General features: G+C 69.6%; 24 protein-coding genes. 7 read left to right on the forward strand and 17 right to left on the reverse strand.

Translation table 11 applies throughout. The annotated features are described in order from the left end of the window. Window position 1 precedes the first annotated feature (1 nt). Both ACLJPX_RS19485 and ACLJPX_RS19490 read left to right on the forward strand, forming a co-directional pair. Complete coding sequence (locus ACLJPX_RS19485; RefSeq protein WP_410601372.1) at window positions 2-2,278, forward strand: MFS transporter; 2,277 nt, start codon at window positions 2-4, stop codon at window positions 2,276-2,278. Window positions 2,279-2,427: 149 nt separating this feature from the next. Beyond that, complete coding sequence (locus ACLJPX_RS19490) at window positions 2,428-3,099, forward strand: DedA family protein (RefSeq protein ID WP_101611355.1); 672 nt, start codon at window positions 2,428-2,430, stop codon at window positions 3,097-3,099. An 88-nt stretch (window positions 3,100-3,187) separates the two neighbouring features. Here the strand turns inward: ACLJPX_RS19490 and ACLJPX_RS19495 are convergent, their stop codons facing one another. From ACLJPX_RS19495 to ACLJPX_RS19525, 7 genes are all read right to left on the reverse strand, one after another. Beyond that, complete coding sequence (locus tag ACLJPX_RS19495) at window positions 3,188-3,595, reverse strand: VOC family protein (protein WP_101611356.1); 408 nt, start codon at window positions 3,593-3,595, stop codon at window positions 3,188-3,190. 184 nt (window positions 3,596-3,779) lie between these two features. Then, on the reverse strand, window positions 3,780-4,526 hold the full coding sequence (locus ACLJPX_RS19500; protein WP_101611357.1) for an SDR family oxidoreductase: 747 nt from the start codon (window positions 4,524-4,526) through the stop codon (window positions 3,780-3,782). Beyond that, window positions 4,523-5,170 carry a nucleoside/nucleotide kinase family protein gene (locus ACLJPX_RS19505; protein WP_076156365.1) on the reverse strand — a complete coding sequence of 216 codons (648 nt, stop codon included), beginning with the start codon at window positions 5,168-5,170 and terminating at the stop codon, window positions 4,523-4,525. The genes ACLJPX_RS19500 and ACLJPX_RS19505 overlap by 4 nt, the downstream gene beginning before the upstream one ends. Further along, window positions 5,167-6,045, reverse strand: coding sequence for a PfkB family carbohydrate kinase (locus ACLJPX_RS19510; RefSeq protein ID WP_410601373.1), 879 nt, complete (start codon window positions 6,043-6,045; stop codon window positions 5,167-5,169). The genes ACLJPX_RS19505 and ACLJPX_RS19510 overlap by 4 nt, the downstream gene beginning before the upstream one ends. An 8-nt stretch (window positions 6,046-6,053) precedes the next feature. Then, entirely contained in the window at window positions 6,054-6,860 is an 807-nt protein-coding gene (locus ACLJPX_RS19515) for an ATP-binding cassette domain-containing protein (RefSeq protein WP_410601374.1), read from the reverse strand. Beyond that, complete coding sequence (locus ACLJPX_RS19520) at window positions 6,857-7,846, reverse strand: ABC transporter permease (RefSeq protein ID WP_101611359.1); 990 nt, start codon at window positions 7,844-7,846, stop codon at window positions 6,857-6,859. Before ACLJPX_RS19520 ends, ACLJPX_RS19515 begins: the two co-directional genes overlap by 4 nt. Then, window positions 7,843-8,859 (reverse strand): substrate-binding domain-containing protein, encoded by a 1,017-nt coding sequence (locus ACLJPX_RS19525; RefSeq protein ID WP_410601375.1) that lies wholly within the window; start codon window positions 8,857-8,859, stop codon window positions 7,843-7,845. Before ACLJPX_RS19525 ends, ACLJPX_RS19520 begins: the two co-directional genes overlap by 4 nt. A gap of 114 nt (window positions 8,860-8,973) precedes the next feature. Between ACLJPX_RS19525 and ACLJPX_RS19530 the strand changes: the two genes are divergently transcribed. The 3 genes from ACLJPX_RS19530 to ACLJPX_RS19540 all read left to right on the forward strand — a co-directional run bounded on the left by ACLJPX_RS19530 (window position 8,974) and on the right by ACLJPX_RS19540 (window position 11,547). Continuing rightward, the gene (locus ACLJPX_RS19530; protein ID WP_410601376.1) at window positions 8,974-10,008 is read left to right on the forward strand and encodes a LacI family DNA-binding transcriptional regulator; all 1,035 of its coding nucleotides are present in this window, start codon (window positions 8,974-8,976) and stop codon (window positions 10,006-10,008) included. Between the two features lie 88 nt (window positions 10,009-10,096). Next, window positions 10,097-10,966 (forward strand): LacI family DNA-binding transcriptional regulator, encoded by an 870-nt coding sequence (locus ACLJPX_RS19535; RefSeq protein ID WP_168214444.1) that lies wholly within the window; start codon window positions 10,097-10,099, stop codon window positions 10,964-10,966. Window positions 10,967-11,013: 47 nt separating this feature from the next. Next, entirely contained in the window at window positions 11,014-11,547 is a 534-nt protein-coding gene (locus ACLJPX_RS19540) for a GNAT family N-acetyltransferase (protein WP_410601377.1), read from the forward strand. 129 nt (window positions 11,548-11,676) lie between these two features. Here ACLJPX_RS19540 and ACLJPX_RS19545 read toward each other — a convergent pair whose 3' ends face one another. After that, complete coding sequence (locus tag ACLJPX_RS19545; protein ID WP_410601379.1) at window positions 11,677-12,696, reverse strand: glycoside hydrolase family 76 protein; 1,020 nt, start codon at window positions 12,694-12,696, stop codon at window positions 11,677-11,679. A 73-nt stretch (window positions 12,697-12,769) separates the two neighbouring features. Here ACLJPX_RS19545 and ACLJPX_RS19550 point away from each other — a divergent pair, with 73 nt between their 5' ends. After that, window positions 12,770-14,905, forward strand: a complete 2,136-nt coding sequence (locus ACLJPX_RS19550) for a molybdopterin oxidoreductase family protein (protein WP_410601380.1) — start codon at window positions 12,770-12,772, stop codon at window positions 14,903-14,905. 6 nt (window positions 14,906-14,911) lie between these two features. Here ACLJPX_RS19550 and ACLJPX_RS19555 read toward each other — a convergent pair whose 3' ends face one another. The 7 genes from ACLJPX_RS19555 to ACLJPX_RS19585 form a co-directional block, all read right to left on the reverse strand. Further along, window positions 14,912-15,565, reverse strand: coding sequence for a TrmH family RNA methyltransferase (locus tag ACLJPX_RS19555; protein WP_410601382.1), 654 nt, complete (start codon window positions 15,563-15,565; stop codon window positions 14,912-14,914). Window positions 15,566-15,579: 14 nt separating this feature from the next. Next, on the reverse strand, window positions 15,580-15,972 hold the full coding sequence (locus tag ACLJPX_RS19560; protein ID WP_410601383.1) for a DUF2784 domain-containing protein: 393 nt from the start codon (window positions 15,970-15,972) through the stop codon (window positions 15,580-15,582). Between the two features lie 119 nt (window positions 15,973-16,091). Beyond that, complete coding sequence (gene pyrE / locus ACLJPX_RS19565) at window positions 16,092-16,655, reverse strand: orotate phosphoribosyltransferase (protein WP_101611368.1); 564 nt, start codon at window positions 16,653-16,655, stop codon at window positions 16,092-16,094. A 58-nt stretch (window positions 16,656-16,713) separates the two neighbouring features. Next, a complete protein-coding gene (locus ACLJPX_RS19570; RefSeq protein ID WP_410601384.1) occupies window positions 16,714-19,248 on the reverse strand; it encodes an FtsX-like permease family protein in 2,535 nt (844 codons plus the stop codon). After that, a complete protein-coding gene (locus tag ACLJPX_RS19575) occupies window positions 19,248-20,006 on the reverse strand; it encodes an ABC transporter ATP-binding protein (RefSeq protein WP_410601385.1) in 759 nt (252 codons plus the stop codon). Before ACLJPX_RS19575 ends, ACLJPX_RS19570 begins: the two co-directional genes overlap by 1 nt. 71 nt (window positions 20,007-20,077) lie before the next feature. After that, on the reverse strand, window positions 20,078-20,572 hold the full coding sequence (locus ACLJPX_RS19580) for a PepSY domain-containing protein (RefSeq protein WP_410601386.1): 495 nt from the start codon (window positions 20,570-20,572) through the stop codon (window positions 20,078-20,080). Between the two features lie 277 nt (window positions 20,573-20,849). Beyond that, window positions 20,850-21,617, reverse strand: coding sequence for an SDR family NAD(P)-dependent oxidoreductase (locus ACLJPX_RS19585; protein ID WP_101611372.1), 768 nt, complete (start codon window positions 21,615-21,617; stop codon window positions 20,850-20,852). Window positions 21,618-21,722: 105 nt separating this feature from the next. On the opposite strand from ACLJPX_RS19585, the gene ACLJPX_RS19590 reads away from it, so the two are divergent. Continuing rightward, window positions 21,723-22,856 (forward strand): hypothetical protein, encoded by a 1,134-nt coding sequence (locus ACLJPX_RS19590; protein ID WP_410601387.1) that lies wholly within the window; start codon window positions 21,723-21,725, stop codon window positions 22,854-22,856. Window positions 22,857-22,907: 51 nt separating this feature from the next. On the opposite strand, the gene ACLJPX_RS19595 is transcribed toward ACLJPX_RS19590, so the two are convergent. Then, window positions 22,908-23,618, reverse strand: coding sequence for a hypothetical protein (locus tag ACLJPX_RS19595; protein WP_101611375.1), 711 nt, complete (start codon window positions 23,616-23,618; stop codon window positions 22,908-22,910). 187 nt (window positions 23,619-23,805) lie between these two features. Then, complete coding sequence (gene clpB / locus ACLJPX_RS19600; protein WP_410601388.1) at window positions 23,806-26,403, reverse strand: ATP-dependent chaperone ClpB; 2,598 nt, start codon at window positions 26,401-26,403, stop codon at window positions 23,806-23,808. Window positions 26,404-26,474: the final 71 nt, after the last annotated feature.

Here is a 26,474-nt window from a genome sequence, read left to right on the forward strand (position 1 = left end):
AATGAGTTCCACCGTAGAAAGTCCACCAGCCGTCGAGGAGGACGGGCCCCGGCTCAGCCACCGTCAGATCGTCACGATCCTGATCGGCCTGATGTCGGGCATGTTCCTGGCGGCGCTCGACCAGACGATCGTGGGCACCTCGATCGTCCGCATCGCGAACGACCTCAACGGGTTCGACCTGCAGGCCTGGATCACCACGGCCTACCTGATCACCTCGACCATCGTCACGCCGATCTACGGCAAGCTGTCCGACATCTACGGGCGCAAGCCGTTCTACATCGCGGCGATCTCGATCTTCCTGATCGGTTCGATCGCCTCGGCGTTCGCGACGTCGATGTACGAGCTGGCCGCGTTCCGCGCGATCCAGGGCCTCGGCGCCGGTGGTCTGATGTCGCTGGCGATGACGATCATGGGCGACATCGTGCCGCCGCGGGAACGCGCCCGCTACCAGGGTTACTTCCTCGCCGTGTTCGGTATCTCCACCGTGCTCGGCCCGGTGCTCGGCGGGTTCTTCGCCGACTTCGACAAGCTCGGCAGCGTCTTCGGCTACGACATCGCCGGCTGGCGCTGGGTCTTCCTGATCAACGTGCCGATCGCGATCGTCGCGCTGTTCGTCGTCGCCAAGGTGCTCAACGTGCCGCACCAGCGCCACGACCACAAGATCGACTGGTGGGGCGGGCTCGCGCTCGTCGTCGCCGTGGTGCCGTTCCTGATCGTCGCCGAGCAGGGCAACAAGTGGGGCTGGGGCTCGCAGAACGCGATCATCTGCTACGTCATCGGCGCCATCGGCGTGGTCGCCTTCATCTTCATCGAGAAGCTGATGAAGGACGCGGCGCTGATCCCGCTGCGGCTGTTCAAGAACTCGACCTTCACGGTCGCGATCATCGGCGGCGTCATCGTCGGTGTGGCGATGTTCGGCGCGATCATGATGATCCCGCAGTACATGCAGGTGGTTCAGGAGTTCTCGCCGACCGAGTCGGGTCTGCTGATGATCCCGCTGATGGCGGGCATCATGAGCGGTTCGATCGTCTCGGGCCAGATCACCAGCAAGACCGGCCGCTACAAGGTGTTCCCGGTGGTCGGCACGCTGCTGATCGCGGCGGGCGCGTTCTTCTTCGCGCAGGTCGAGTACAACAGCGCGCTGTGGCACCCGCTGGTCGCGGCCGCGATCATCGGTCTCGGCCTCGGTGCCTGCATGCAGACGCTGATCATCGCGGTGCAGAACGCGGGCCCGCGCAGCGACATGGGCGTCTCGACCGCTTCGGCGACGTTCTTCCGGCAGATCGGTGGTACCGCGGGTGTCGCGGTGTTCCTGACGATCCTGTTCAACGTCCTGCCGGGCAACATCACCAAGGCGTTCGGCGGCAACGCGCCGACCGGGGAAGGCGCTGCGGCGCTGGGCGACATCCAGTCGAACACGAGCGGTATCGCGAGCCTGCCCGAGGCCATCAAGACCCCGGTGCTGATCGGCTTCACCGAGTCGATCACCACGGTGTTCTACGTGGCGGGCGCGGTCGCGCTGCTGGCGACGCTGGTGCTGATGTTCATGAAGGAGATCCCGCTGCTCGGCGGCTCGGCTCCTTCGGCGGCGTCGGCCCTCGAAGGCGGCGAAGCCCTCCTCGAAGAAGAGGAGCCCGCACCGGTCGAAACGGCTTCCGAGAAGACGGTCGTCACCGCTCCGGTGACTCCCGAACCCGGCAAGCACGCGATGACCAACGGGAACGGCAACGGTGTCTACCGGGCAGGATCCGCGCAGATCAGCGGGCACGTCCGCCGGGACGACGCGACGAACGTCGCGGGGGCGGCGCTGACCCTGATCGACCACAACGGCAATCAGGTGGCCAGGACCCACACGAACGAGAACGGCGTCTACTCCTTCGCCGGGATCGTGGGCGGGCGCTACACGATCGTCGCCAGCGGCCGCTGGTTCCGGCCGGTCGCGGCGACGCTGACCGCCACCGGCGCCGGCGTGCTGCGCCACGACGTCGAACTGGTCAGCACGATCCTGCTGAGCGGGGTCGCCCGCACCGACGGGGAGCGGATCGTGCCGGACGCACGGATCACCGTGCTCGACTCCTCGGGCGGCGTCGCCGCCGTGGCGAGGACCGACGCGGAGGGCAACTACACGATCAGCGACCTGCCCGCCGGGACGTACACGGTGATCGCCAGCGGCTACCCGCCCGCCACCAGCCGGGTGGAGCTGCTGGGCGGTGACCAGGCCGAACACGACGTCCGGTTGAGCTACGACCAGGCGCTCGACGAGCTCGTCGAGCACTAGGGCCAACGCTATGAAAGGCCCGTTACTTGCAAATTTTGCAAGTAACGGGCCTTTCATAGCGTCCGTGGGGCGCGTGACCGGAACTTTCGGACACCCCGATTCCACGGTTCGGCCGCGTGGGGTTCGCCGAGTACACGTAGGCTCGCGTCGTGAGTGAGGTGTACACCGAGGCCGCGGGCATCGGCGTGAGCTGGCTCGACACCGCCGGGCCGGTGCTCGTCTGGGTGATCGTGCTGAGCTTCATCTTCGTGGAGTGCGCGCTGATCATCGGGCTGTTCCTGCCCGGCGACTCCCTGCTGTTCGCGGCCGGGGTCGTCCTCGCGCAGCACGGCTCCGACCTGAACGCGTGGCTGCTCTCGGCGGCCGCGCTGCTCGTCGCGATCCTCGGCAACCAGGTGGGCTACTACATCGGCCGGACGACGGGCACGAAACTGATCGCCCGGCGCGGCGGCAAGGTGCTGAACCGGCACAACCTCGACCGCGCCAGGAACTTCCTCGATCGCAGGGGCTTCTTCGCCATCGTCGCCGCGCGCTGGATCCCGTGGATCCGCACGCTGGCGCCGCTCATCGCCGGGACCGCGCGGATGGATCCGCGCCGGTTCGCCCTCGCGACGGCGCTCGGCGGACTGCTCTGGGTGCCGACGCTGGTGCTGCTCGGCTACTACGGTGCCGGTCTGCTGGACCAGCTGCCGTGGGTGAAGACGGCCGCCCTGTGGATCAGCGTCGCGTTCTTCGTGGTGGGCACGGCCTACGGCGTGATCCGCTATCGCCAGGAGATGCGGCGTCCGGCGGACGAGGTCGAGGACCGCGCGACCACTTAGGCCGTGTCCGGTGGGTCTGTTCGATGGGCTTCGTGATCCAGGGACCGCCTGGGCGCGAAGACCGCGAACAAGACTCGCCGGACACGGCCTAAGCGTCCGCCCAGATCTCCAGCTGGATGCCATCGGGGTCACGGAACACGATGACCGACGAGCCTTCCAGGGTTCGCGATCCCTTCGACGGCGTGTAGACGACGCCGTACTCCGAGAGCCGCGCTTCCCACTCGGCCAGTTCCGACCGCGACGAGACCTTGAACGCCACGTGGTCCAGACCGGTCCGCCGTTCGTCGAACCGCGGCCGCTCGGTGTCCTGATGTTCGACGAGCACCACCGCGAAACCCTCGCTCGGCGAGCGCAACACGACCTTCCGCAGACCCGTTTCGGGGTCTTCGCGACGCGTGAACTCCTCGAGTTCGAGCACACGGGCGTACCAGGGCACGCTCCGGTCCACGTCGGTCACGGTGAGTGCCAGGTGGTGCACAGACATGAGCTTGGACATCGGGGATGACCGTCCTGATCAAGAGCTTGGGGGCGCAACCAGGGTGACACAGGCGCCTGGGGCCACGAGGTGATCCGCCGACTTCCCACATGAATCGTGATATCTGCCGGGAAAGCGTGTTAAAACGTGGCTGAACCGCACGCGGACCCGATATCCGCTCGTAACCGGTCCGTGGCCCCGGGGGTCAACGCCCTCCGCCGACGGTCAGCACCGTCCCGGTGGTGTACGACGCGGCCGGGGAAAGCAGCCACAGCACGGCTTCCGCGACTTCACCGGGTTCGCCCGCCCGTCCCATCGGAATGGTCGGGGCGATCCGGTCCATCCGATCGGGCAGCCCGGCCGCCGCGTGCAGGCCGGTGTGGATCATCCCGGGTGCGACGGCGTTGATCCGAACGGACTCCCGCGCGACTTCTTGCGCCACGCCGTAGGTCATCGTTTCGACCGCCGCCTTGGTCCCCGCGTAATGAACCCACTCTCCGGGCGAGCCGGTCCGCGCGGCGGTGGAGGACACCGTCACGATCGCGCCCCCCGCACCGCCGTACCGGGTGGACATCCGGCGGATGCCCTCGCGAACGCACAGGAAGACGCCCGTGATGTTGACATCCACGACGCGACGGACGACGTCGACGTCGTATTCGTCGAAGCGGCCGGGGGTGTTGCCGGTGATGGCCGCGTTCGCGACCACCCCGGCGAGGGGACCGAGTCCGGCGGCCGCGTCGAACAGGGCCAGCACGTCGTCTTCGGACGCGACGTCCCCGCGCCGGGCGATCGCCTGGACACCGTGCTTCCGGGCGCGCGAAGCGACGTCTTCGGCCGCTTCGGCATCACCCGCGTAGTTGACGACGACGTCGTACCCGCGCGCGGCGGCCAGTTCGCAGACCGCCGCGCCGATGCCCTTGCTGCCGCCGGTGACGAGGAGAACACCACTCATATGGCGAAGTTAACCAGCGGGAGATTCTCGAGGACCAGGTCGGCCCGGCCGCTGGTGGACGCGATCAAATCGGCGTTGCGCTGGTCGGAACCGAGGGCGCGGCGACGCGCGTCGACCAGCGAACGGCCGTAGCGGCGGTGGCGCGAAACGAGCCGCTCGATGCGCTCGGGTTCGTCCGGCGCGAGGAACCAAGACTCGGCGAGGATCGGCTTCACGCCGCTCCACGGGTCGTCCTGCATGAGCAGGTAGTTCCCCTCGGTGATGACCAGCGGGACATCCGGCGTGACCGCGACGGCACCGGCGATCGGCTCCTCGATCTCACGGCGGAACTCGGGCGCGTAGACCGTCTCGCGGCCTTCGGCGAGCCTTCGCAGCAGGTGCACATACCCGGCGGCGTCGAAGGTGTCCGGCGCGCCCTTGCGCTCCGCGCGGCCGAGCCGCTGCAGTTCCACCTGCGCCAGGTGGAAACCGTCCATCCCGACCACGGCCGCCCTCGTGCCCAGCGCCTTCGCCAGGCCCCAGGCCAGGGTCGTCTTGCCGGACGCGGGGGCACCGACGATCCCGAGCACGCTGCGCTGCCCCGGCTTCGCCAGCGTCTGGGCCCTGCTCAACAGGTCCTCGAACACCGGAGGCATGGCTGTCATGGCAGTCCTTTCTTCGCGACCGCGGCCGTCCACGACCTCGGTCCTTCATGCCGCACCCGTTCGGCGGCCACCTCGTTGGCGAACTCGATCCAGCCGGGGACGTCCCCTGTGTCCCTGGCGACCGCGTACGCGAAAGCGCCGTGCCAGACGTCGCCCGCCCCTAGCGTGTCACGCGCCTGGGTGACGGGAACGGGGATCTCACCGGAGCCGTCCGCCGTCGACCAGCGCACCGGATCGGGGCCCGCGGTCGTGATCACCACCGGCACGCCGTGCGCACGCGGATCGTCCCCGCGGTAGAGCGAGGAGCACGCGGCGATGTCGACCAGCGGCAGGAGGTCGGCGAAGACCGGCTTCCAGCTCCCGGCGTCGAGCACCACCGGCACCTTCCGCTCCCGCGCCCAGCGCGCCGTGTGCATGGCGACCTCCGGATGGTGCCCGTCGAGGAGCACACACCCGGGCAATTCGTCCTCTGGTTGCGGTAGTTGCGCGTGCAAGGAGCGCAATGAGAGGACGAATTGCGCCGGGGTGGGGTGTCCAGAGGCGTGGGCGTTGCGCGAGACGACGGTGCGTTCCCCGTCGGAGTCACGGACGACGATGGCGCTGATCGCGGGCGGATCGGGCCGTCCTGGATCGAGGTCGACGAGGTCGACGCCGTGCGCCTCGAGGTCGGCGCGGGCCAGCGCCGCCAGCGGGTGCGCACCGGCGACCGTGAAGAGCGTCGCCCCGGCGCCGAGCGCGGCCACGGTCACCGCCGCGTTCGTCGCCGGCCCCCCGGCGGCGACGTCCACGGACAGCGAACGCACCTTCTCGCCCGGCGCCGGGAACTCGGCGACGCGCTGAACCTGGTCGACGGTGCACAGGCCCGCCAGCAGCACCCGCCGCACTACAGACCCGTGTGCACGGCTGCGGCCACCTCTTCGACTTCGCCGTTCTCGCCGAGCTTCAGCGCACCCGTGAGCAGGCCGACGACCTGGTTCATCGTGTGCGTCTTCGGCGAGACGACCGCGACACGCTTGCCGAGGCGGTGCACGTGGATGCGGTCGGCGATGTCGAACACGTGCGGCATGTTGTGGCTGATCAGGACCACCGGCAGACCACGTTCACGGATCCGGTTGATCAGGTCGAGCACCTTGCCGGATTCGGCGACGCCGAGCGCGGCGGTGGGCTCGTCCATGATCACCGCCTTGGTGCCGAACGCGGCCGCCCGCGCGACCGCGACACCCTGGCGCTGCCCGCCGGACAGCGTCTCCACCGGCTGCGTGATGGATTTGATGTTGATGCCGAGTTCGTCCAGGATCCGCTGGGCGTCGGCCCGCATGGTCGCGGTGTCCAGCTTCCTGAACAGCTGTCCGAACAGATCCTTGCGCCGCTTTTCCCGGCCCAGGAACATGTTCGACGCGATGTCGAGTGCCGGGGCGACGGCGAGATCCTGGTACACCGTCTCGATCCCGTAGTGGCGGGCGTCCAAAGGGGACTTGAAGTGCACGGCCTGACCGTCCACTTTGATCTCACCGGAGTCCGGGATCACCGCGCCCGAAAGGGCTTTGATGAGGCTCGACTTCCCGGCGCCGTTGTCGCCGACCACGGCAAGCACCTCACCGGGGAACAGTTCGAAGTCGGCGCCGTCGATGGCGGTGACCCGGCCGTAGCGTTTGACGAGTCCCTGAGCGGACAACGTTGGTGTCGTCATGACTGCTGCCTCCTCGCGAAACGGTCGACGCAGACGGCGCCGATGAGCAGGGCACCGGTCGCGACGTCCTGGTAGAGCGCGTCCACCCCGAGCTGGGTCAAACCGGACCGCAGGACCGCGACGACCAGCGCGCCCATCATCGTGCCGAGAACCGAACCCCGGCCGCCGAACAGGCTCGCGCCGCCGAGCACCACCGCGGTGATCGAGTCGAGGTTGCCGAGCTGGAAGGCGTTCGGGTCGGCGTTCGGCACGCGGCCGAGCGCCTGCCAGGCCGCGATCCCGACGATCACCCCGGCGACGATGTACACCGAAAGGATCGTCCGGTTGACCTTGATCCCGGACAGCCGCGCGGATTCCGGCGCGTTGCCGACCGCGTAGACGTGCTTGCCCCACGGCGTCCGCGTGAGCGCGTACCAAAGTGCCAGGTACATCAGCAAAGCCAGCGTCATACCGTAGGTGATCGGGATGCCGCCGAACAGGTAGCGGCGGGTGCCGAGCCACTTGAGCAGCGAGTCGGCGACCGGGACGGCCTGGCCGCTCGCGAACAGTTTCGCGGCCGCGGTGAGCACCGTCAGCAGGCCGAGCGTGACGATGAACGGCGGCAGTTTGATCCGGGTGACCAGCGAACCGGTGACCATCCCGATCACCACCGTCGCCACGATTCCCAGCAGCAGCGCCCAAATCCCGGAAACGCCGCCGACGACGAGCTTCGCCATGATCAGCGTCGCGAGCACCATCGCGGCCGCGTTGGCCAGGTCGATGCCCGCGGTCAGGATGATCAGCGTCTGCCCGAGGGCGAGTGTGCCGACCACCAGGGACTGTTGCACCACAAGGGAAAGGTTGTCGAGATCGAGGAAGGTGTCCGTCGAGAGGGAGAACACCACGATCGCGACGAGCAGGGCCAGCGCGGGCCCGACCGCCGGTGCGCGCAGGAAGAACTCACCGATCGTCGGCCGCTCGTTGCCCTTGAGGGTCAAGGTGCTCATTTCGTCCCCCAGCAGTTCTCGAGGCCCCACTTGGTGTCCTGGCTTTCCACGCCGGGGATCGGCTTGTCCGTGATCACCGCGGATCCGGTGTTGACGAACCCGCTCGGCTTCTTGCCGGTCTTGGCGTATTCGACGGCGGCGAGGACGCCCTGCTCCGCCATCTTCTTGGGGAACTGCATGACCGTGGCGGCGTACTGGCCGTCGCGGACGTTCTTGACACCTTCGCAGCCGCCGTCGATCGAGCCCATCACGAGCTGGTTCACCAGGCCGCGGGCCTGGAGGGCGGCGTAGGTGCCGCGGCCCATCGGCTCGTTCATCGTGTAGACGGCGTTGATGTCGGTGGTGCGCTGCAGCAGGTTCTCCACGCCCTGCTGAGCCAGGCTCTGGTCGCCGTTCGCGGGCGTCTTGCCCTTGATCTCCGGCGAGGCGTCGGTCAGGCCGATGCCTTTGAGGAACCCGGTGTGCCGCTGGGTGTCCACTGTGGACCCGGCGGTGCCGTCCACCATGAACAGCTTCGGCGGCTTGCCCGCGAGAACGGCCTTCACGTACGCGCCCTGCTGACGTCCGGCCTCGAAGTTGTCCGTGGCGAAGGTGGCGTCGACGGCGGTGTCGGGTTCGGTCGCGGTGTCGAGCGCGATGACCAGCACCCCGGCCTTGCGGGCGCGGTCGATGGCGTCGAGGACGCCGGTCGAGGAGCTCGGCGTGATCAGGATGGTGTTCGCACCCTGCTGCATGAGGTTCTCGATGGCCCGGACCTGGCCGTCGTTGTCACCGTCGAACTGGCCGGCGAGCGCGTTGAACTCCGCGCCGTTCGCTTCGGCGGCCGCCTTGGCCGCCGCTCTCAGTTCGACGAAGTAGGGATTGGTGTCGGTCTTGGTGACCAGGCCGACCTTGGCCTTGCCGCCACCGCCGGCGTTCGATCCGCCACCCCAGTGGCGTTCGACCGTGCACCCGGCCGTGGTCGCCGTGAGCACGGCGACCAGGGTGAGCGCGACGAGACTGCGCTGTCTCATGGGGGATGCCCTCCGATTCGAGGCTGTCCTGATGGACCGGAAGGTAGACAGGGTTATGCTCACTCGCAAGCGTTTGCGCAAACGCTTGCTCGCAGACCTGATCGAGGATTGGTAATGCCGCCGTCACGCTCCTCCCGCCCCACCCAACGCGATATCGCCGAGCTGGCGGGAGTCTCGATCACGACGGTCTCACACGTGGTCAACGGGACGAGAGCGGTGGCCGAGGAGACCAAGGCCGCGGTCCTGCGCGCGATCGAGCAGACCGGCTACACCGGGGACGCCATCGCCCGTTCCCTGGTCACCGGCGGCACGCGGTCGATCGGCGTCGCGATCTCCCTGCTGGCGAACCCGTACTTCGCCCTGCTGATCCAGGCGATCGAGCGCGAAGCCGCGTCAGCCGGCTACACGGTCTTGCTCGCGGACACGCACGACACCGTCGACACCGAGCGTGAAACGGTGCGAACCCTGCGCTCACGCCGGGTGGACGGGCTGCTGATCACGCCGTCGCCCGGCGACGGTTCGGTGATCGGGGAGCTCGTCTCGCTGGACGTTCCGACGGTGCTCATCGACCGGCTCTCCACCCGGACCGACGTCGACCAGGTCGGCGCGGAGAACATCCAGTCGACGTCCGCGCTGACGGCGCATCTGGCGTCGCTCGGGCACCAGCGGATCGGCATGATCAGCGGCACGGCGGGGCTGAGCACCAGCGAGGAACGCATCCTCGGCTACCGGCTGGGGCTCGGCCGGTCGGGTTTGACCTGGTCGGAGGACCTGGTCGCGTGCGGACAGTCGTCGCGGGCCGGCGGCGCGCTGGCGCTGAGCACGCTGCTCGCGCTGCCGGAGCCGCCGACCGCGCTGGTGGTCGGCAACGACAGCATGATGGTCGGGGTGCTGCACGAGCTGCGCAAACGCGGGCTGCGCGCCGGAGTCGACCTGCCGGTGGTGGTCTACGACGACGTCGAGTGGGCCGACCTGGTCGATCCGCCACTGACCACGATGGCGCAGCCGATCGAGGAGATCGGCACACAGGCAGTGCGCCTGTTGCTGGCCAGGATCAACGATCCGGCACGCAAGGCCCAGACGATTCGGATTCCGCCTACGCTCCGCCATCGGGCGTCCTGCGGATGCGCGCATGTTCACTCACATTGATGATTGTTGGCCGACTTTCCGGTCTCGCCGCCGAGCGGGGGTCCAACAGCCGTTACCTTCATTCAAGCTCGGATGAAGGCGTGGACCGATGACCGCATTGTCGCCGGCGTTACCCCTGTGGGAGGACACCCCTGTCACCCACCGGTTCGGGGTGGCCATGGCGATGCACGCGAACCCCTATTCGGGTGAGCTCATCCGCGCCATCCGCCGCGCCGGACGACGTCACGGCTGCGAGATCACCCTCGCCGACACCGGGGACAGCGTCGCCGAAGAGGCCGCGGTCATCCGCGCGCTGCGGGCGGACCGCGTCGACGGTGTCCTGCTCGTCCCGGCGGCCGGTGACGAAGCGGTGATCAACGGCCTGGTCCGGATGGGTGTGCCGACCGTGCTCGTCGACCGGATGGCCGGGCGCAACGACGTCGACCAGGTCGGTTCCGAGAACATCCAGGCGGTGTGCGCGCTCGTGCGGCACCTCGCCGGGCTGCGGCACCGCAAGATCGGCTTCATCTCCGGCGAAGAGGACATGGCCACCTTCGAGGAGCGGGCGCTGGGATACCGCCTCGGCCTCGGCCGCTCCGGCATCCGGTGGACGTCGCAGCTGGTCGCGTGCGGGCAGTCGACGCCGGGTGGGGCGGCCGCCGCGACGGCGAAACTGCTCGACAGCTGGCCGTCGCCGACAGCGCTCGTGGTGGCGAGCGAGGCGATGATGATCGGTGTCCAGTACGAGGCGCACCGGCTCGGCATCCGAATCGGGCGCGACCTGGCGATCGTCGGGTACGGCGACATGGAGTGGGCGGGCCAGGTGACCCCGGCGGTGACCACGATGGCGCAGCCGATCGAGGAGATCGGGCGCAAGGCCGTCGAACTCCTGCTGGCCCGGATCACCGACCCTGAGCGACGACCCGAATCCGTACGGCTCGCACCGCGCTTCATACACCGTCAATCGTGCGGCTGCTGAGTCACAAGTCGCTGGTCAGAACGCCGCCGCCGGGTGAAGATGGCGGAATGACCGAGCTGTGGACCGTGCACACCGCCGACCTCGACGCCGCCGTGCTGAAAGCGGCACGCGCCCTGCTCGACGACGCCTTCGACGGTGATTTCAGCGAAGACGACTGGCAGAACGCCCTCGGCGGCATGCATACGCTGATCTGGGAGGGCGGCGAGCTGATCGGGCACGCGTCGCTGGTCCAGCGACGGCTGATGCACGACGGGCGGGCACTGCGGACGGGGTACGTCGAGGCGGTGGCTGTCCGGTCGGACCACCGGCGGCGTGGTCACGGCGCCGCGATGATGGACGCGCTGGAGCTGGTCTTGCGGAAGGCGTACGACCTCGGGGCGCTTTCGGCGTCCGAAGACGCCCTGGAGTTCTATGCGTCGCGCGGCTGGCTGGTGTGGCGCGGGCCTTCGTCGGCCATGACGCCTTCGGGCGTTGAGGCGACGAAGGAGGACGACGGCTCGATCCATGTGCTGCCGGTGGGGGTCACCATGGATCTGGACGGGGAGATCACCGCGGACTGGCGCTCGGGCGACGTCTGGTGACCCCTGACCGCAAGTAGTCCTCTAGTTGCGGTTTTGGGTGTGCGGGGCGTGACATGAAAGGCCCGTTACTTGCAAAATTTGCAAGTAACGGGCCTTTCATAGCGCGCGCGAGGGTCGTGGACAGGCGGCTCAGTGCGGGGCGTGGGTCAGGGTGGCGGCGGCTTCGAGGAGCATCCAAGCGCTGATCTGGACGGACAGGTCGCGTTCGGGAGCGTCGGGGGCGAGGGGGAGCGAAGGCGCCGGAGTCGCCCAGTCGGCGCTGAAGAGCGGCCCGTGCGGTGTCTCGGTAGCGCCGGTCCAGCAGGCGTCGGCCGACCGGATGACCAGATCGCGTGCCACCCCGCTCGGCAGCAGCGGCGCGGCGAGCGCCAGGTAGCGCGCCAGGATCCCGGCGAACAGGCCGCCGTCGCCGTCTCCCTGTCCCCGGATCACCCCGTTCGGCGCGACGTGCTCCGCGACCGCGTGGATCACGTGCTCCACTCTGTCCACTTCGGACAATTCGAGGCAGGCGCCGAGGTAAACCCCTTGGCAGTACGTGAAAATGTGCTTGACCAGTTCGCCGGAGCCGACGCGGAGGCCGTCCCACACCAGTCCGGTCTCCGGATCGACGAGCCGCTCGGTCATCCAGTCGGTCAGGCCCCGCGCGTGCTGTTCGGCCCCTTCGCGCGCGTGGAAGATCGCGGCCGGGCCGTTCGCGGGCGCGTTCTTGAAGTCGTCGCCGACGCGCCACCGGATCCCGCCGCCCGCTTCGTCGGTCCAGCCTTCGCGCAGCCGCGAACTGATCGGCTCCAGCCCGCCGCGGACGTCCAGCCCGAGGTGTCCGACGCGTTGCAGCGCGAGGCCGAGCCAGGCGATGTCGTCGTAATAGTCGTTGATCCACTTGCCGAAGTTGCGCAGTCGCACCGACGCCACGAACCGGTCGATCAGCTTCAGCCTGTCCGGCGAAGGGTCCCGCAGTTGCGCGTCGACGAGGGTGTCCAGCAGATGCGCCTGCCACCAGTAGTTCCAGTGCCAGTGGACACGCTGGCCCGCCGACGGCGGCCAGCCGCTGCGGCCGAGCACGGTCCCGGGCAGTCCCCATACCCGGCGCAGATGCCGGTCGCGGACCGCGCGTTCGGCGGCCGCGGCCCGGTCGGCGAGTGCGGTCATCGCGCCATCATCCCTTGCCCGCTGACATACCGCTCAGTATGTTAAGGCGATACCCGACCCCGCGAGGTGCTTCATGACCACGGCGCACGTGACCTGCCCGCTCTGCGAAGCCACTTGCGGCCTGGAGGTGACGATCGACGAGAAGAGCCTCGTCACCCGGGTCCAGGGCGACCGCGAGGACGTCTTCTCCCAGGGTTACATCTGCCCGAAGGGCGCCTCGCTCGGCGCGCTGCACCACGATCCCGACAGGCTCACCGGGCCGCTGGTCAAACGCGACGGCGAGTTCGTCGAGGTCGGCTGGGACGAGGCCTTCGCCGAGATCGACCGGCGGCTTCGGCCGATCATCGAGGAGCACGGCAAGAACGCCGTCGCCGTCTACTCGGGCAACCCGACGGTGCACAACGCGGCGCTGGTGCTCTACGGCCGCGTGTTCTTCAAAGCCTTGGGCACCAAGAACTTCTACACCGCGACCACGGTCGACCAGATGCCGAAGCACTTCTCGTCCGGCTATCTCTTCGGCGATCCGCAGACCATTCCCGTCGCCGACCTCGACCGCACTGAGCACCTGCTCATTCTGGGCGCGAACCCGTTGGTGTCCAACGGAAGCCTGATGACCGCGGCCGACACCCGCGGCCGGTTGCGCGGGATCCAGAAACGAGGCGGCAAGATCGTCGTCCTCGATCCTCGCCGCACCCGGACCGCCCAGCTCGCCGACGAGCACCACGCGATCCGGCCCGGCACCGACGCGTTGTTCCTGTTCGCGCTGGTCAACGTCCTCTTCGCGGAGAACCGCGTCCGTCCCGGTGAGCACGTCAACGGTGTCGACGAGGTTCGCGCGCTCGCGGAGCCGTTCACGCCGGAGGCGGTCGCGCCCGCGACCGGGATCGACGCCGCCGAGATCCGCCGCATCGCGATCGAACTCTCGGACGCCGAGCGGGCCGCGGTCTACGGCCGGATGGGGACCACGACCCAGTCGTACGGCACGATCGCGAGCTGGCTGGTCGACGTCGTCAACGCGCTCACCGGCAACCTCGATCGCGAAGGCGGCGTCATGTTCCCGCTGCCCGCCGCGTGGAAGCCGCGACGGTCTTCGCCGTTCACCAGCGGCCGCTGGAAGAGCCGGGTGCGCGGTTATCCGGAGGTGCTCGGCGAGCTGCCGGTGGCCACGCTCGCGGACGAGATCGAGACGCCCGGCGAGGGCCGGGTCCGGGCGCTGGTGACCATCAGCGGCAACCCGGCGCTGAGCACGCCCAACTCCGCGCGGCTCACGGAAGCGTTGCGGCAGCTGGACTTCATGGTCTCCCTCGACGTCTATCTCAACGAGACCACCCGGCACGCCGACGTCATCCTGCCCGGACCGTCACCGCTGGAGCGGCCGCACTACGACGTCGCGCTGTACACGCTCGCCGTGCGCAACGTCGCGAACTGGACGCCTCCGACCCTCGACACGGACCTGCCGCAGGAGTGGGTGACCCTGCTGCGGATGGCCGGGATCGCCGCCGGTCAGGGCCCGGACGTCGACGTCGCCGCCTTCGACACGATGGTCGCGGCCGAGACGGCGCGGCGCACCGGCGTCGACCTGTCGCTCGCCGAAGGCCGCACGGGACCGGCGCGGATGATCGACCTGATGCTGCGCGGCGGACCGTACGGGCTGAAACTCGCCGACCTCGAAGCCGCGCCGCACGGCATCGACCTCGGCGCGCTGAAGCCGCGGCTGCCGGAGGTGCTCAGCACCGCGAGCGGGAAGGTCGAGCTGGCCCCGGACGCGATCACGAAGGACGTCCCGCGGCTGCGCGCGGAACTCGGCAAGGCGCCCGACGGCGGCCTGCTGCTCATCGGACGGCGGCATCTGAGCTCGAACAACTCGTGGATGCACAACCTGACGCCCCTGGTGCGCGGCGGAAACCGGTGCACCGTCCAGGTTCACCCGGAAGACGCGTCCCGGCTCGGGCTGACCGACGGCGGGCTCGCGTCGGTGACGTCGAGGGCGGGGAAGCTCGAAGTGCCGGTCGAGGTCACGGCCGACGTCCGGCCCGGCGTGGTGAGCATGCCGCACGGCTGGGGTCACGACGTCGAAGGCATGCGTACGAAGGTCGCGACGGCGCACGCCGGGGTCAACTCGAACCTCGTCGCCGACGAGACCCTGCTCGACGTCCCGTCCGGGAACGCCGTGCTGAACGGGATCCCGGTGGAGGTCGCCCCGGTCTAGCCCGGGTTACCAGGCCGTGGCGAGGTCGGCGTGCTGCCGGACCCAGGCGTGCATGACGATCCCGGCGGCGACGCCGGCGTTGATGGAACGCGTCGTGCCGAACTGCGCGATCGACACGACCAGCGACGCGGTCTTCTGCGCCTCGGCCGACAACCCCGGCCCTTCCTGGCCGAACAGCAGGACACACTCACGCGGCAGTTCCGCGGTCTCGACGGGCTGCGAGCCGGGGGTGTTGTCGACGGCGACCACGGCGAGCCCCTTCTCGGCGGCGAAGGTCAGCAACCCGGAGACGTCCTCGTGGTGGAGAAGGTGCTGGTAGCGGTCGGTCACCATGGCGCCGCGCCGGTTCCAGCGCCGCCGTCCGACGATGTGCACGGCCGCGGCGGCGAACGCGTTCGCCGTCCGGACCACGGTGCCGATGTTGTGATCGTGCTGGAAGTTCTCGATCGCCACGTGGAAGGGGTGCCGCCGGGCGTCCACATCGGACACGATGGCCTCGCGCCGCCAGTAGCGGTACGGGTCGACGACGTTGCGGCGGTCGCCGTTGGCCAGCAGTTCGGGGTCGTACCGCTCGTCCGCGGGCCACTCGCCCTCCCACGGTCCGACGCCGACCTCTTCCCGCGCCACCCATTCGGTGGGGCCGGCTTCTTCCGAGTTCACCCGGTGATTGTCACTCAGCCCATGCTGACGCGGTGCGCCGGTGCGTCCCCGTCGTGGTGGCGGTGACGCCAGCGCTGGACCGTGCCGACGTAGGAGACGATCACCGTCGCCATCGCGATCAGGACCACGACCGGCAGCATCGAGCGCGGGAACACCGTGTCGTAGAGGTAGTAGGCGTTGAAGCCGCCGGGCAGGTCACCGAGGCCCTGCTGGTGGCGGAAGTAGTTCTCGGCCGCCGTCAGCGGGCAGGGCCAGGGGAAGACGTTGACGAGGATCCCCCATGCGGCGAAGAACACATGCACGAAGATCACCTTCGGCCACCGCCACGCGAGAAAACCACCGAATCCGATGAACAACAGCGCGAAAACGTGTACCGCGACTGTCACGTTCGCCAGGAAACCCGCCACCTCAAGCCCCCTTTCACTCCCCTACCTGCGACGTTACCCCTCTCGTATTGAGAATCGCTCACGAAAAAAGGGGCATCCTCCGTTCGCACACGGAGGATGCCCCCTTGGGGAAGCTTTAATCAGGACAGACCGAGATCGTCCTTGTTCAGAATGTAACGGTATTCGAGGCCTTCCTTCTCGATGGCCTCGCGCGCTCCGGTGTCCCTGTCGACGACCGTCGCGACGCCGACCACGTTCGCCCCGGCGTCGCGCAGCGCCTTGACGGCGGTGAGCACGCTGCCGCCGGTGGTCGAGGTGTCCTCGACGGCGAGCACCCGCTGCCCCAGCACCTCGACGCCTTCGATCTGGCGCTGCATGCCGTGCGCCTTCGCGCCCTTGCGGACGACGAACGCGTCGAGCACGACACCGTCGGTGGCCGCGGAGTGCAGCATCGCCAGCGCCACCGGGTCCGCGCCGAGGGTCAGGCCGCCGGCGGCGACGTAGTTCCAGTCGTGCGTGAGCTGGCGGAGCAGCTTCCCGATGAGCGGGGCGGCCGCGTGATGCAGCGTCGCCCGCCGGAGATCGATGTAGTAGTCGGCTTCCTTGCCGGACGACAAGGTCACCTTTCCGTGCACGACGGCGAGTTCGCCGACCAGTCTCGCCAGTTCGAGTTTCGCCGCTTGATCAACCCCGGGGTACGCCACGGCCGAGAGTCTTACACACGGCTCGCGGTGCACCACCGGGGTGTTTGCCGTGGTGTGGTCAATCACTGCCGGTGGTCGCGGCGTCCACGGCCTGACCGCGGGTGGCCGCCCAGGCCGGGACCAGGGTCGCCGTCAGCGCGAGCACCGCGGCGAGGCCGATGATGGACAGGTAGATCAGCGGCGAGCCCATCGGCAGCAGGGAATCGGCCGCCACCAGGCAGAACGGGACGATCGCGCCCGCCGAGACGACGGTGCCGAGCACGATCCCGATCAGCGCGACGAGCCCGCCTTCGAAGCCCGCCATCCGCAGCACCTGCGCCCTGGTCGAACCGGTGAGCCGCTGCAACCCGAACTCACGGCGACGGCGCACGGTCGCCATCACCAGCGTGTTGGCCACCGAAATCACCGTGTAGGCGATGATCATCCCGACCAGCAGGTAGTTCACCCACGCGCCGACGGCCTGGTCCTTCGCGTGCGCCGCGACGAGCGCGTCCCGGTCGCCGACGGACACCGGCAGCCCGGCCGTCACCTCGCGAAGCCGTTCGGTCAGCGCCGCGGGATCGACGTCCGGGGTGGCGCGGACCAGCAGCTGCCCGGCGAGCCCGGCGGTGGTGTGCGGGGCCAGGAGATCGGCCGGGAGCAGCAGGCTCTCGAAGCCGGGCCGCTGGCTGATCACCGCGACGACCTTGACGTCGGCAGGGGCGCCGTCGCCAAGTCTCAGGCTCATTGTGTCGCCGATGCCGCGGTTGAAGTCCTTCGCGAAGACCTCCGGGAGCGCGACGCTCCTGCCGGTCAGCGCCTTCAGGTCTCCCTGGGTCACCTTGGTGTCGGTCGTCGCGCCCGCACCGGACGCGGTGAGGCCGATCGCCGGGCGCCCGTCGTCGGAGGAGTCGTACGGATCCTCGAGGAACACGCTGCTGGTGACGTACTCGGACGCTCCGGCGACCCCGGGCACGGCCTGGATCCGCTGGACCAGGTCCGGCGACAGCCCGCCCGCGGTCGAACCGATCACGGCGTCGGCACGGACGTCCTCGGTGAACGCCTGGTCGGCCAACTCCTGCTGCGTGGTCTGCAGGTAGATGTTCGCGGTCGCGATCCCGACGGCGAGCATGATCGGGGTGACCGCACCCGCCGCCCGGACGATCCCGGCGCGGGTGTTGAGCACGGCGAGGTGCCCGTCGATCCCGCCGAGCAGGCGCATCGGCCATCGCAGGATCGCCGTCATCACCTTCGCGACGCCGGGGGTGATCATCGCGACGCCGAGCGCCCACAGGATCACCGCGGGCCCGGCGGTGCTGGCCGCGACCGGACCGGTCATCACCGCGACGGTCACGATGGCCAGCGCGAGACCGCCACCGAAGCAGAGGGCGGCGAGCACGAAACGCGTCGGGGTCAGCCAGCGGCGGGTGACCGCGGCCTCGGCGAGCGCCTCGGTCGGCCGGATCTTCCCGGCCCGGCGGCCCGCCATGAAGGCGGCGATGAACACCGCGAGGATCGCGGCACCCGCGCCGACGACCGACGGCAGCCAGCCTTGGTAGAACCGCAGAACCCCGGGCACGACACCGTTCTCGACCAGCTGGCCGAACAGCCACTCGCCGAGGAGCGGCCCGAGGGCGGCGGCGAGTGCGGTGGCGAGCAGGCCGACGGCCAACGCCTCGCCGAGGACCATCCGGCGAAGCTGGCGCGGCGTCGTGCCGATCGCCCGCATCAGGGCGAGTTCCCGCGAACGCTGCTGGGTGGACAGGCTCAGCGTGCTCGCGACGACGAACATCGCGACCATCACCGAGAGCCCGCCGGACACCGCGGCGATGACGATCAGGTTGGAACCGCTCGAATCGGCCTCGGGGAACTCCGCGACGCCGCGGTCGATGCCGCTCAGGACGGTCGCCCCGGCCGCGGCCTTGGCGACGCTCGCCTGCACCTCTTCGAGATCGGCGCCCGGCTTGGTGAAGACGCCGATGACGTCGGCCTTGCCGGGGTGCCCGGAGAGCCGGGCGGCGTCGGTGGCGGAGAAGAACACGGCGGCCTGCGTGATCGACCGCGGCGCCCCCGCCACCCCTGCGACCCGGAAAGATTCGGTCTCGCCGCGCGCGGCGACGTCGACGAGATCGCCGGGCTTCAACCCGGACGCGGACTCGACGACGACCTCACCCGCGGCGGGCGCGGCACCCGCGACCAGCGCGTACGGGGTCAGCGCGGCGGAATCCCAGGCGTGGCCCAGTGCCGGTCGCCCGCTCGCCGCGAGCGGGAAGCTCACTTCGCCGACGACGTCCGAAACGCCGGGCACGGACCGCAGCCGGGAGACCAGGCCGTTGTCGAGCCGGACGCGCTCGGGGAGCCGCGCGTCCTCGAACTTGCGCCTGTCGTCGGCGTCGAGGGAGGCCGGGTCTTCCTTGGGCAGAGCGAAGGTCTGCCCGCCGGTGACGAGGATCGGGGCGGCCGCGAGCCGCTGGGGTTCCGCGTTGCTGCGGATCCCGGTCTCCATCAGGCCACCGCAGGAGGCGACGATCAGCGCGCCGAAGAAGACTGCGATGAAGGTGCCGATGAATCCGCCCTTGCGCAGGCGCAGGGTCCGGAAGGCGAGTCGCAGCATCACGCACCCGCCCGCGCGGGGCTGCCCCAGGCACCCAGGTGGGTCATGCGCTCGGCGACGACGTCCGCGGTCGGCGCGTGCAGTTCGTCGGCGATCCGGCCGTCGGCGAGGAAGATGACGCGGTCGGCGTAGGAGGCGGCCATCGGGTCGTGGGTCACCATGATCACCGTCTGGCCGGTCGTGCGGACCGAAGAACGCAGCAGCCCGAGGACTTCGGCGGCGGTGCGGGTGTCGAGGGCGCCGGTCGGCTCGTCGGCGAAGACCACCGCGGGCCGGGTGACGAGCGCCCGCGCGATCGCGACGCGTTGTGCCTGGCCGCCGGAGAGCTCACCAGGAAGGTGCTTGCGGCGGCCGGAAAGCCCGACGCGGGTGAGGATCTCCTCGACGACACGGCGGTCCGGCTTGGCACCGGCGAGTTGCTGGGGGAGCGTGACGTTCTGCTCGACGGTCAGCGCCGGAAGCAGGTTGAATGCCTGGAAGATGAAGCCGACCCGGTCGCGGCGCAGCTTCGTCAGCTTCGTCTCGCTCATCCCGGCCAGCTCCTGCCCGTCGAGCACGACGGACCCCGACGTCGGCCGGTCCAGCCCGGCCGCACAGTGCAGGAAAGTGCTCTTGCCCGAACCCGAAGGTCCCATCACCGCGGTGAAGCCGCCGCGCGGAAACGCCAGCGTCACCCCGTCCAGAGCGATGACGCCCTTGCCGTATTCCTTGCGGACGCCGTCGAGCCGGACCGCGTCACCGTTCCACCCAGTGTTCATGGTGAAAACCCTAGGAATCCCAGGTCGGCAGCACCCTGGGGCAAGCGTGCGTCTCCTTGGTAGGGCGCGCCCTACCTCACCTCACCGGTCTTGGCGTCCACGATGACCTCGTGCTCGGTCGCCGTACTGTCGCGAAGCCCGACCTCCCAGACGACGGCGCCGTCGGCCGCGCGATCGATCTCCATCTCGTCCAGCTCACCGGGCTGACGCTGCTGCGCGGTCCGCAGCGCCTTGACCGCGTCGACAGTCGCCTGTTCGGCCTTCGCCAAGTCGTCGCTCGGTTTGGCCGTTTGCTGCTTGCCGAGGATCCGAGCACCGTCGCGGCTCACGCGCACCTTGTGTTCCTGCCCGTTCGACGCGACCTTGATCTCCCAGCCGTCGTTGGCGTGTTCCACGTCGAAGACTTTCCCGTCGGGCACGGCGCCCGCCGCCGCTTCGATCGCCTTCACCGGCTGCGCGCTCTCTCCGCCCGGCGCCGGTGGCGGCGGGCCCGCCGGCGGCTCGGTGGAACAGGCGGCCAAGGCCAGCGTCAGCACTCCGGCCGCGACAAGACGTGATGACCTCATGATCGGAGAGATACCCGCCCGGCACGGGCTCGAACCGCCATGCGGCGAGGTGCCGGTCTCACACCCCCGATCACACCGCCGCTCCCGGTGTACTCGCGGAGGCCAACGGAGTGCGGTCGATCGACCGATGCCGGATCGCGTTCCTCACCCGTGTGGTTTTGTGGCGTTAGATGACCCAAAATCCACACGGTCCCGCGCGACAGTCCCTGTGATCACCGGATCCGAGGGGGGTGTGTGGAAATAGGGACACTCAACGTCCCTATTTCCACACACCCCCTCAGGTACGGCCCTTGCCGCCGAACCCACCGCCGAGTTTGCGCAGCACCGCCCTCGGCAGCAGCCCGCCGACCGCGACGAGCGCCTTGTACTGCAGGCTCGGCACCGAGATCACCTTGCCGCGGCGCAGATCCGCGAGCGCCTCGTCCACGACCTGGTCGACGCCGAGCCAGAACGCCTTGGGACCCGGCCGGTCCAGCCCGGCCCGCTCGTGGAACTCCGTGGTGGTGAACCCGGGGCAGAGCGCCATCATGCGAATGCTCTTCGGCAGCGAGGCCGCGATGCCCTCGGTGAACGAAGTGACCCAGTTCTTGCTGGCCGTGTACGTCGAACCGCGGCCGCTGAAGAAACCGGCGACCGAGCTGACGTTGATGATCGCGCCTTCGCCGCGTTCGATCATCCCTGGCAGCGCGGCGCGGGTGAGCCGCAGGACCGCCGTGACGTTGACGTCGAGCTGACGCTGCAGCGCGTCCGGCGGAATGGTCCAGAAGTCCCCGTTGAGGCCGAAGCCCGCGTTGTTCACCAGGAGATCCACGGGCTCGTCGGCGAGCCGGGCCTCGACCAGCGCACGTCCGTCCACTTCGGACAGATCGGCGGGCAGCACGACGACGTCGACCCCGTGCGCCTCGACCAGCTCCGCGGCGAAGCTCTCCAGCCTGTCGACGTCGCGGGCGACGAGCACGAGGTCGTAAGCCTCGGCGGCGAGCCTGCGCGCGAACTGCGCGCCGATGCCGGCGGTGGCGCCGGTGATCAGGGCGGTGGATGTCATACCGGGAACCTACTCCTCAGTCGGGTCCCGCAGTCCAGCGTGAGTGTCACCCACCGTGGGGACCTGACGTGCATCGGTCCAAGTCGGGAAGTATCGTCCCGCACCATGGGGAAGCACAGCAGGCGCAAGCCGAGCTACCTGCCCAAAGTCGCGGCCGGCGCGGCGCCGCTGGCGTTGTTGTTCGCCGGGCCGGCCACCGCGCTCGCCGCCCAGACGGATCCGGCGATCCCGCTTCCTCTCGATCATCAGCGCGAAGGCACCCTCGAACGCGGGGTCGGCTTCACGAGCGAAGGGGACACGTCCGTCCTTCGCGGCTTCCTGACCAGCACCGAACGGAACGTCTACAGCAAGGACCTCGGCGACGCGAAGATCGTCGCGGACGTCCGCCGGTCGGCGAGCGAGACCATCGAGACCCGCGACGGCGTCACCGTTCGTCCCGACAAGGTCGGCGCGCTCGCCGCGGCGAAGAGCGCCGAGGTTGTCTCGCAAGGCCAGCGGGACACGGTGAAGCTCGACCGCTACGGCAGCGTCGTGGCCGGAAACGAGACCAAGCTCGAGCGATCCGGCGCGCGGCTGACCGAGGCGGCACTCGACCCGCGCACGGGCACCCCCAGCCTCGTCTCCCAGGACAGCCGTGGTGTCGGCGCTTCCGAGGGGACCTATCACTCCGTCCGCCCGCTGCCCGGCGTCGGCGTGATCAACGAGACCGAACAGCACGCCGCCGGAGGACTCGGCAGGGCCCTGCGGCTCGACGGCGGATTCTCCGGCGACCTCGGCGGAATGCTGGAGACAGGACGCTCTTCCGGGCACGCCGTCGACCTCGGCGACTTCGCGGCCGTCGGGACGACGTCGGCACAGCACGGCGGCGGCCGGTTCAAGGGTGTCCTGCCGCTGGATGTCGGCTCGGGCACCGATTTCGGCCAGGAACACGCGCTCGGCGGCACCGTCGGCCCGGCGACCGGGCTGGTGACCACCGGGCAGGACGCGGATCTGGCGCAGCGCGGAGCGGGACTCACCGGGTCGGGCTCGAACACGATCAGCGGCGACCTCGGCATCGGTGACGTGGCATCCGCCCGCGGCACCGCGACGACTTCGCTGCGCGGAGTGCTGCCCACGACCGATCCGGCACAGGCCGGGCGTCTGACGCAGTCCGGGACGCTCGACCTGACCGTGCTCGGTCAGCCGGCGCACACCGGCATGACCGCGAGCGCGCTCCCGCTGGAGCTCAAGCCGTCCTAGCCCGGACCCCGCCCCGCCGCCACCCTCAATGGACAGGCTGCGCCTGACTACTCAGCTCTTGGGCTCGATGTCATCGGCGGCCTCGGCCTGCCAGTGACGACCCGGGGCCTGGGCGTTGTCGTACTCCTCGTCGAACGGGTCCACGATGTCGGCGATCTCGCCGAGGTCGCGCAGCAGCCGCTCGAGCCGCGACGGACCGGCGTTCGGCGCGACGCTCGCGAGCACCCACTCGTTCTCCAGCCACGCCACGCCGACGTCGCCGCCGAGCGAGTCGGCCGCGTCGACGAGTTCCTGGGTGATCACCTTGCGGGCACCCTCGGAATCGTCCGCGAAGGCGTAGCGCTGGCCGATCGGGCCGAGCATCTCGGGCATGTCCTGGCGCTGGAACGGCACGCTGGACAACCACATCTCCAGCGGCGTCTCGTGCACGCGGTTGCAGCGCACGGCGACCACGACCGCCGGGATCTGGCCCTCGGTCTCGATGTCGAAGATGAAGACGGGGCGCCGCCCGTCGGAGGTGAAGGTGGACCCGGCCACGACGTTGACCGCCACCTGCGCGCCGAAGTAGCCGATCGCGCCGCCGGACCACTGCCGCGGCAACCGCTCGTCCTCCTCGACGAACTGCCAGCCGCGCAGCTCGGCCCAGCGCATTCGCTCGCGATTGCGCGAGCCCTCCTTCGCCCGGTCGGCCGCGAGCAGCGCCAGCCCCGCCACCAACGCGACGGCGGCGATGACGAACCAGATCCACGCCGGAATACCCACGACGGTCAGGGTATCCCCCTGCCCTCACCGGATGTGATCGCCGGGCGCCGTGTCGCGCCCCCCTTTCGGTGGCGGGCGCGGGAAAGTCCACGAAAGACGCGGGAAAACGTCGACAAGTCGCCGTATCGCCAAGCCTCGTGAGTGGCAAGGACGGTTAGAACCGTCCTTGCCACTCACGAGGCCGCTGTCAGTCCACCCGGGTGACCGTCAGGGCTTCCGACGCCTCCTGGGCCGGGATGTCGACCCGGACCGTGTCACCGTCCCGGACCTCACCGCCCAGCAACTGTTTCGCCAGCTTGTCGCCGATCGCCGACTGCACCAGCCGCCGCAACGGCCGCGCGCCGTAGATCGGGTCGAAGCCGTTCAGCGCGAGCCACTCGCGCGCCCCGGCGGTGACGTCCAGCGTCAGGCGGCGCCGCGCCAGCCGCGAGGCGAGCCTGTCGATCTGGATGTCCACAATGGACGTCAGCTCGTCGGTGCCGAGCGCGTGGAAGACCACGATGTCGTCCAGCCGGTTCAGGAACTCCGGTTTGAACTGCCGCTGCACCACCGACATCACCGCGTCGTTGCGCTGCCGCTCGTCGAGCGACGGGTCGGCGATGGCCTGCGAACCGAGGTTCGAGGTCAGCACCAGGATGGTGTTGCGGAAGTCCACCGTGCGGCCCTGGCCGTCGGTGAGCCGTCCGTCGTCGAGCACCTGGAGGAGCACGTCGAACACGTCCGGGTGCGCCTTCTCGACCTCGTCCAGCAGCACCACCGAGTACGGTCGCCTGCGCACGGACTCGGTCAGCTGCCCGCCCTGGTCGTAGCCGACGTACCCCGGCGGCGCCCCGACCAGGCGCGCCACCGAATGCTTCTCGGCGTACTCGCTCATGTCGATCCGCAGCATCGCGCGTTCGTCGTCGAACAGGAACTCGGCGAGGGCCTTCGCCAGCTCGGTCTTGCCGACGCCGGTCGGGCCGAGGAACAGGAACGAACCGGTCGGCCGGTCGGGGTCCGCGACGCCGGCCCGGGTGCGGCGCACCGCGTCCGAGACGACCTGCACGGCCTCCCGCTGCCCGACGACCCGCTTGCCGAGCTCCTCTTCCATGCGGAGCAGCTTGCCCGTCTCGCCCTCCAGCAGCCGTCCCGCCGGGATGCCGGTCCACGCGCTGACCACGTCGGCGACGTCGTCCGCGCTGACCTCCTCCTTCAGCATGACGTTCTGCTGGCTGACCTCGTTGGCTTCGGTCGCGGCCTGGAACTCCTTCTCCAGCGCGGGAATCCGGCCGTAGCGGAGTTCGGCGGCCTTGCCGAGGTCGCCGTCGCGTTCGGCGCGTTCGGACTCGCCGCGCAGCTGCTCCAGCTGCTCCTTGAGTTCGCGGACGCGTTCGATCGAGCCCTTCTCGTTCTGCCAGCGCGCGGTCAGCGCCGTCAGCGTCTCCCGCTTCTCGGCCAGTTCCGAACGCAACGCGGCGAGTCGTTCCTTGGAGGCGACATCGTCCTCTTTGGACAGCGCCATCTCCTCGATCTCCATCCGCCGCACCGCGCGCTCGACCTCGTCGATCTCGACCGGCCGGGAGTCGATCTCCATGCGGAGCTTCGACGCGGCCTCGTCGACCAGGTCGATCGCCTTGTCCGGCAGGAACCGGGCGGTGATGTAGCGGTCGGACAGCGTCGCGGCGGCGACCAGCGCGGCGTCGGTGATGCGCACCCCGTGGTGCACCTCGTACCGCTCCTTGAGCCCGCGCAGGATGGCGATGGTGTCCTCGGGTGACGGTTCGCCGACCAGCACCTGCTGGAAGCGCCGCTCCAGCGCGGCGTCCTTCTCGATGTGCTGGCGGTACTCGTCGAGCGTGGTCGCGCCGACCATCCGCAGCTCGCCGCGGGCGAGCATCGGCTTGATCATGTTGCCCGCGTCCATCGCGCCCTCGCCGGTCGCGCCCGCGCCGACGATGGTGTGCAGCTCGTCGATGAAGGTGACGACCTCGCCCGCGGAGTCGGTGATCTCCTTGAGCACGGCCTTCAGCCGCTCTTCGAACTCACCGCGGAACTTGGCTCCCGCGACCATCGAACCGAGGTCCAGCGCCACCACGCGCTTGCCGCGCAGCGACTCCGGCACGTCACCGGCGATGATCCGCTGGGCGAGCCCTTCGACGATGGCGGTCTTGCCGACGCCGGGCTCGCCGATGAGCACCGGGTTGTTCTTGGTCCGGCGTGAGAGCACCTGCACCACGCGGCGGATCTCGGTGTCGCGGCCGATCACCGGGTCCAGCTCGCCGGCGCGGGCGCGCTCGGTCAGGTCGACGCCGTACTTCTCCAGCGCCTTGAACGTGCTCTCCGGATCCGCGCTGGTGATCCGCGCGGAGCCGCGCACCTTGGCGAACGCCTCGCGCAGCGCGTCCGGGGTGGCGCCGTGCCGCTTGAGCAGGTCGGCCACCGGGCCGCCTTCGGTGGCGAGGCCGACGAGAAGGTGCTCCGTCGAGACGTACTCGTCGCCGAGTTCGGTCGCGAGCTTCTGCGCGTGCGTCAGCGCCTTGACCGCGTGCCCGTCGAACTGCGGGCTCGACACGGTGGCGCCGGTCGCCGACGGCAGCGCCGCGATCAGCGGCTCCAGCTCCTTGTGCACCTGCGCGGGGTCGGCCCCGACCGCGGTCAGCAGCGGCGCGGTGAGCCCCTCACCCTGCGCCAGCAGGGCGCCGAGCAGATGCGCGGCCGCGACGTGCGGATTCCCCGCCATCGTGGCCGCCTGTGCCGCCGACGAGATCGCCTGCTGGGTCTTCGTGGTCGGGTTGAAAGCGTCCATCCCTCACCTCGTACTAGGTCCTGCGAAGTTCTTCCTCGACTCGTACAACGTCAGAAAAGTTGAGTCTGTTC

Source organism: Amycolatopsis sp. lyj-90, from assembly GCF_046549035.1.
Classification (GTDB): domain Bacteria; phylum Actinomycetota; class Actinomycetes; order Mycobacteriales; family Pseudonocardiaceae; genus Amycolatopsis.